Genomic DNA, 7,095 nt, shown 5'->3' with positions numbered 1-7,095 from the left:
CTTTTTATAATTAATTTTTACCCTTCTGTATTTTTATTTTTGTTTTTCGGCTACATAAATTCCTTCATTAAATTTGAAGCCTGGAAAAAAATCCGCTATATCTGGTATGCAGCTCCACTGACCTTTATTCTGACTGCGGCAGGCTTTCAGACAGGAAAAGTCCTTTATTACCTCTTTTCACCCCAGACTCCCTTCGGGAAAATCTTTCTTCTTTTATGGCTGCAGATTTTCCTTGCAATTACCTTCAGCTCACTTTTTTATTATCTGCTTTCTATATTTAATCATAGTTTTTCTGACCGCTCGGTGGATTTCCTTGTCTTGATTTCAACCTTTATAAATCAGTCTGTCTTTTCTTTTTTTGATATTTCGCTTTTTCCAATGTTTCTTTTGATTTTTGCAGCGGCCTTTTTTACAATTCTTTTCAGAAAGTTTTTTTCACACATGTATCTTTTCTTGATCCTTCTGCTGCTTCTCTTTCCATATACATTTTCTTTCTTAGGAAGTTTTGATTCTTCTCAGATTCTAGACTTTCTTTTGAATACAAGGCTTTATCACTTTGCTATATCAATGATTATCACACCGATTTTGCTTTTGTACCTTCGTATTGTAATAAAATTCCGCGAAACTCATCCACAGAAAGAAAAAATTGCCCTTTTTGTTATTGTTTACGCAGTTTCTATTATTTTTACCCAGACAGAAATTTGTCTTATCAGTATTCCGCTGAGAAATAAAAGTGTATCAGACAATCCTCAGCCTATTCTTCTTTCCTCTGATGAAGAGCTGATTGAGCTCCGTCACAAAGACAAGGTTGTTTTTGACGATATAATCAGGACAATTGATATTTCGCTGAAAAAAGAAGCTGAATTATGTGACCTTCTGGTTTTCAGCCCTACTTCCCAGCCATTAAAATATTCTGATTACGATTTTGAAGCAATAAATTCTACTTCCTCCTACTTTTTGATTCCTCAAAATCCGCCGCAAAAAATGACCTTCTCTTATGGAACTACAGAAGAACCTGCCTTTGTAAAAATCAAGGCTATTTTCCCTTCAGAAGAAGAAAATACCTATATCCTGCAGGAAAAGGTTTTTGCAGTAAGTGAGGCAGAATGAGCGAAAATAAAGAAACTGCCCGCACCTGGTTCTTACATGTTGATTTAGACGCTTTTTTTGCTTCGGTCGAACAGCTAGACCATCCCGAATATCGGGGTAAACCTGTAATTGTAGGCGGAAATCCCAACGAAAAAAGAAGTGTAGTTTCTACAGCCTCCTACGAAGCCCGTAAATTCGGGGTTCATTCCGCAATGCCGGGCTTTCAGGCCTTCAGGCTCTGTCCCCAGGGAATTTTCGTCCATCCCCGTATGGAACGCTACGAAGAGCTTTCCTATCAGATAATGCAGATTTTTAAGGACTATTCTCCGGATGTTGAACAGATGTCCATTGATGAAGCCTTTATTGACCTTACTGGAACTGAAAAACTTTTCGGTCCTCCCTGGGAAACCGCGCAGAAAATAAAAGAGCAGGTAAAGGCAGAAACAGGGCTTACAGTAAGCCTTGGTCTTGCCCGGACTAAATATCTTGCAAAAATTGCTTCCGGCTATAAAAAACCGGACGGATTTTATTTCATTGAGCCAGGGCTGATAAGCGAGCAGAACTTTATGAAAGGGCTGCCATTAAACAAGGTATGGGGTATTGGCGAAAAAACGCTTGAAATTCTGAACAAGGGCGGAATCTACAGAACATCAGATATATTAGAACGGGATTACGAAACGCTGGAGTTTCAATTCGGAAAGAATACTGCAGGCTTTTTGTGGGATATTATGACGGCAGGGGGCGCAGACGTTTTTAAGAAAGAGCGCAAAAGCCATTCTATAAGCGCGGAGCGAACCTTCCCTGTAGATTTAAACAGCAGCTATGCCGCGGAAACGGCCCTTATGGAGCTTTCTCATGAAGTTTTATTCAGACTTTTGCGGGAAGAATCTTATTCACGCACTGTAATGGTAAAAATCCGCTATAACGACTTCTCTACTATAACCGTTCAGAAAACCTGCGATACAAATATCCTTACCCTGGATTCATTATTTGAAGTTGTAAAAGCTCTTTTTGAAAAAAAATACACAGAAGATAAGGGAATCAGGCTTCTGGGAGTCGGGGTAGAAAACGTTACAAAAGAGGAAAAACCTCTGCAGCAGTCTCTCTTTGATGACGGCAGCAAAAAAAAGCAGGCAATAGAAAAAGCAATCCTTAAGCTTGAACAAAGACATCCTGAAATACGGGTTCACAAGGCAAGAACACTAAAAGTTCTTGTATCTGCTCTTCTTTTGTGGACTTGCGGAAAGGGGCAGCAGATCTTTTCTCAAACTCATACTTCCGTTACGGAAGGCGGCGCCGGCACAATTCTTCCGGATGTATTTCCATCTGAAGTAATTAATAAAAATCCTGATACCCTTTATTCCTGGGATTTAAGCGATAAAACTCATGTAGATTTTTCCCTCAAAGGCTACTGGCAGGGACTTTTTGAAGGAAGTCTCTTATGGAGCTTTGGAAGTACCGATGATGCAGGTCAGGATTCAGCTTCTCAAAGTTTTTCTCCAGGGATGCCGGTTTTCAAGCAGGCGGTTGACCTTACAGCCCTTGTAAATCTGAATGACAGCTGGTATTTTGAGGCAAGTTTTGCAGATGAGTTCAAAAAAAATACTTACGCCGTAAGCTATAAGGGAAAAGGCTACCTTCGCGAAGCCCGTCTTTCTAACCGTAAGATTTTTATGCAGAGCCAGTATTCATCAGACTCTTTCGGTTACGGTCTGAAGGGCGGAGACAATCAGGCGCCGGGACTTTCCCTTCACTTTGAAGATTTTCTGGACGGCCGCTGGGCAGCAGATTTTATCCTCCGCTACGACATGACAAAAACAAAAACTGCAACCTTCTACGGAATGAACAGCGTAACAGACCAGGAACTTCTTCCTTCAGATTTTATGAGGGGAAGCCGTTTTGTTTTTCCAGAGACTGTAAAGTCCCTTCTTCCGAACATAAAAGATATCTACGTTCAGTCAGATTCAGGAACTTACACAGATAAAAATAAAAAGAAGTATAAAAAGCTTTCAACAGCGGATTATCTTATTATTGAATCACAAAGTCAGCTTGTTTTTTCTTCCAGTGCAAATACAGGACGGATAAACGGAAAAGTGCCTGAAATTCTTGTGACCTTTAATTCAGGAGAAGCAGATCAAATTATCAATGAAAGTGGTGGCTTTGTTTCAGACATTGAAAGTCTTTTTGATGGCTATGATATGTCAAAATACCTTCTTTCTGGTATAAATCAATTAAAAAGCCAAATCGACGGAAGCCCTGCCCTGGTAATTCAGCATCCGGTAAAACTTACCCCTTACCTCTGTGCAAACTATTACGACCTTGGAATTACAAAGGAAGCTGATATTTCTGTAATTTACAAAAACAGCGAAAAAGAAGTCAAAGAATACAGTATTGAAGAAATAACCGAAACTTTTTCTGCCGTAAAAGATGATTTTTTTGCCGTAAATCATAAGTTTGCAAGGGTTACTGCCGCGTCTGCGACCGGCACTTCTCTTCAGCTTGCAGAAAACCGTTTTCCCTTTGCAAAAGATAATCCGGAAAGTTATCTGAACCTGAAAAGTGGAAACGATATAGTAATTCTTGTTCGAAGTTACTCGCCGGTTTCTGAATTTTTAATTGGAACCGCGGCGGCAGGAGGAAGTGTCCAGGTCTTCAAAAACGGAATTCTTGATAGCGGTGCAAAATATAATTCAGACACAGGAAGGGTTGAACTTTCCGGCAGCGTTGGAAACACCGATAAAATCTATATTATCTGGCAGGAAGACAGCAGTAACTATGGAAGCGGCTCAATTTCTTCAGGGGCAGGCTTTGTCTACAATTTTTCAGAAAAAGTCCGGGCAGATGCTGCTCTTACTGCAAGCTGGCCCTTAAGCATTCAGGAAAAATATTCTGTTCAGGACAATCTTAAAAAGGGTTTTGCAGCCCTTTCCACCGGGCTGCAATACAAGGGAGAAAACCTGAGCCTGACAGAAGAACTTGCAGGCTCTCTGAATACCCAGAATGCGGCAGGCTCCCTTTTAGTAAGCGAACAAAAGAATTACGTACCGGAATATTATTATCTTTCCAGCAATGCAGGCTATACGACAAAGGCAGAGCCTATTTTGAACTGGGAAGAAGCACCGGCAGTTCCTGAAACTCTATATCAGATTAATAACGGAACAATCCTCAAGCACGGCGGCGAAAGTGATTCAAAGGGCTATAAGATTCCCCTTGCCTGGGATTTTTCTTCCATCGCAAGCGGAGCCTGGGCAGCGGTTGATGTAAAACTTTCTTCTGTTTTAGTTTCAGCAAACGAGCTTGAAATCAAACTGACACCGGATTTCACACCTGAAAGTGCAGGAAGCTACGAAGTTTATCTTCAGCTTGGAGTAAAAGCCGAAAGCGAATACTCAGGCGAAGACAGCGAAAGCATTTCCACCTGGAAGCTTACAGGAAATGATGATGCAAAAACCATCAAAAGCCTGAACCTTGCTTCCAGAAGTCCGCAATATATCCGCATAAGGCTTTATGATGAAGACCGGGCAAAACTTTCCTCAAATCACGATGCCCGCCTCATAGTAGTTCAGTCTGCGTCTGCAAGTCCAAATGATAAAAATGGTAAAATCTATTTTGGCACTTACAGGCCCTTTCTACAAAGCATATACACTCAGCACTCATCAGATATCTATGTAAATACTACAAGCGAAAAAATAACCTCCCCATCTGCCGACCAGCTTGCAAAAAAAGAAAATTACACTTCAATTATCAACTGGAAATACCTTGCAGAAGCCGAGTCCTTTACAAATCCAGACGAAACAAAAATCACAGCCCTTACCTATTTTGAAGCCGCAGATTTTTCAAACTATGGACAGATTAATTTTGATTTTGCCTATAGAATGCCGGATAATTTAAAATCTGCAGCTCCATCTTCCTCGTACACCCCTTCAGAGAAGGCTTTGACCTTTCTTCTTGAAAATTCTTCAAGTTCAGATTCAAAAGCTGTAAAGCTTGTATTGCATAATCTTGCTCCCTATATTTCACAGGATTTAAGCTGGAACAGGCTTTCCATAAACCTTACAAACCGCGAAGTCCGAATCAACGGAAACATACTAAATACAAACGATTACGAGCCGCTTGTAATCAATTCAAAAATCATTCCTTCCCGCTTAAAAGTTGTCTTCGACACCAGCAGCGAGGGCAAATTGATTACAGAAGGTAGCTTTTACATAGATAACCTCTATTATTCAGATGCAGCGTTAAGCCTTACCGCCCATCATCACACAAAAGTTGAATTAAAAAAAGAAGGCGAAATCTTAAACTCTTACAATAAAGACGGAGAAAAGCAGCTTTCAATCATAAAGGATGCCACCTTCACTCTGGATTCAAGCCAAACCGGAAGTCAGGCTATCGTAAATAAGCCAAAAGATACAGAAAAACAGGGAGCCATGACTTCTACCGCAGAAGGAAGCGTAACAATTACGGGAGTAACCCTCTCTGCCGACGCAACAATTTCGACCTCTTCAAATGCCACAGACTACACCCTCTTTAAGAATGCAGGCCATTCAATAAAAACTGACGGCGAAAGTCAAAAAGTGCTTGCTTTTGAAGAAAGCTACCGTTTTAATCACGATGACAAAAACTTAAAAAAGCAGAATTCCCTTGCCCTTGATTTTTCCCAATTAAAGCTGCCCCTGAAAATCAGCGCAGAGGCAAAAGCCCAGAATTCCTGGTCAACGCAAAGTCAGAATTCTGCCCTCTCATTAGACTTTAAGCCATGGATTTTAGGCTTTACGGAAAAAGCAGAATTCACTCAGAAAATAAACACAAAAAAATCAGCCTCAAAAACCTTTAACACAAATAATTATTTTGAAGGCTGGCGGGAAATTTCTGCATTTGAATTTTCTACAGGCGAAGAATATGCAATTTACAAATCAGAAAAATATTCTTCCAGCGCAGGACTTTCCCTTACTGCAGCAAACCTAAAGCCTCTGCTGACCTATGAAATTCAGGGAACTTCTTCTACATCAAACGAAAGCACTTTTTCAGACGCTGAAGCTTTTAAACTTGAACTCCCCTTCCAGCTTTCTTCTAACAATTTTAAGCTGACCCTTTCAAAAGCCGCCTCAGGTACAGAAAATGATTCAGATATCAACGGTACTTACTTTGATGACACAAAAAAACTTTTTTCACGGCAGAATAAAAGAGCTTATCTTTATAAAAGTCTTCCTTTTTATGATTTATTCCAGCAGGATTTAGCTTCTTCTATTCAAAAAGAAATGGATTTATCTACCCAAAAACTATCCTATTCAACAAAATATGAAGGCTTCTGGAGCCGCCGCCTCTTTAATACTCCAAAAGACCTTATAATTCCATCTTCTGCAGCTTTTGCCGTAAGCCGAGACCTTACAGAATCTTCAAAAAGAAGCGATGTTTACCAGTACCGGCTGACACTTACAAGCAATTCAATAAACAACTTCGGCCGCGAAAGCTTTCATCCGATTTTCCTCTGGTATAATCAGGACGAAGTAATTTCAAGCCTTACAGGAATTGTAAAAATTCCGGCCTCTGCCCCGGAAAACACAACTTATCTTGCCGCCTGGTATGCCCAGCTGCTCTTTTACATCGACAATAAAAACACCCTTAAAACCGCGCTGGACACGTCAATTGAAACAAACCTTGATTACAGCGCAAAGGCAACCCTTATCTGGCAGCACCAGGGAAAAACAACGCCGATTGTAGAAATTGCAAAACTCATTTCCAAAAGAGTAGCAGAAACAGAATTTGGAATTACAAGAAAAGAAACAGTAAATTTTGAAATCTCAAGAGCAGGAAAAGTAAAAAAACAGGCCTACGCCCTATCTCATCTTGTAGAAGCAAAATTCTTAAAATACTTTACGATGAGTACAGGAATGGGAATTGATTTTAATTATTACAGTAATCTTCCAAATACCCTTGCAATCAAATTCAGTCTTGGAGGAAAGGCCGAGTTCTAGCGGTCGGGGAAAGGAAATTCCTACAGGTGAAGTC

At 40.3% G+C, this 7,095-nt stretch carries 2 protein-coding genes; both read left to right on the top strand.

Annotated features, from left to right (window positions below; genetic code table 11):
- Positions 1 to 1,110 (top strand): hypothetical protein (locus MSI_RS10090; protein WP_237706503.1); only part of this gene is annotated, 1,110 nt, incomplete at its 5' end.
- Positions 1,107 to 7,061 (top strand): DNA polymerase IV, encoded by a 5,955-nt coding sequence (gene dinB / locus MSI_RS14325; protein ID WP_009106505.1) that lies wholly within the window; start codon positions 1,107 to 1,109, stop codon positions 7,059 to 7,061. The genes MSI_RS10090 and dinB, both read left to right, overlap by 4 nt.
- Positions 7,062 to 7,095: the final 34 nt, after the last annotated feature.

Origin of the sequence: Treponema sp. JC4 (genome assembly GCF_000260795.1) — a bacterium.
Taxonomy (GTDB): Bacteria; Spirochaetota; Spirochaetia; order Treponematales; family Treponemataceae; genus Treponema_D.
The sequence above is the reverse complement of the archived record's forward strand: the minus strand, read 5'-3'. Positions and strand labels throughout refer to the sequence as shown.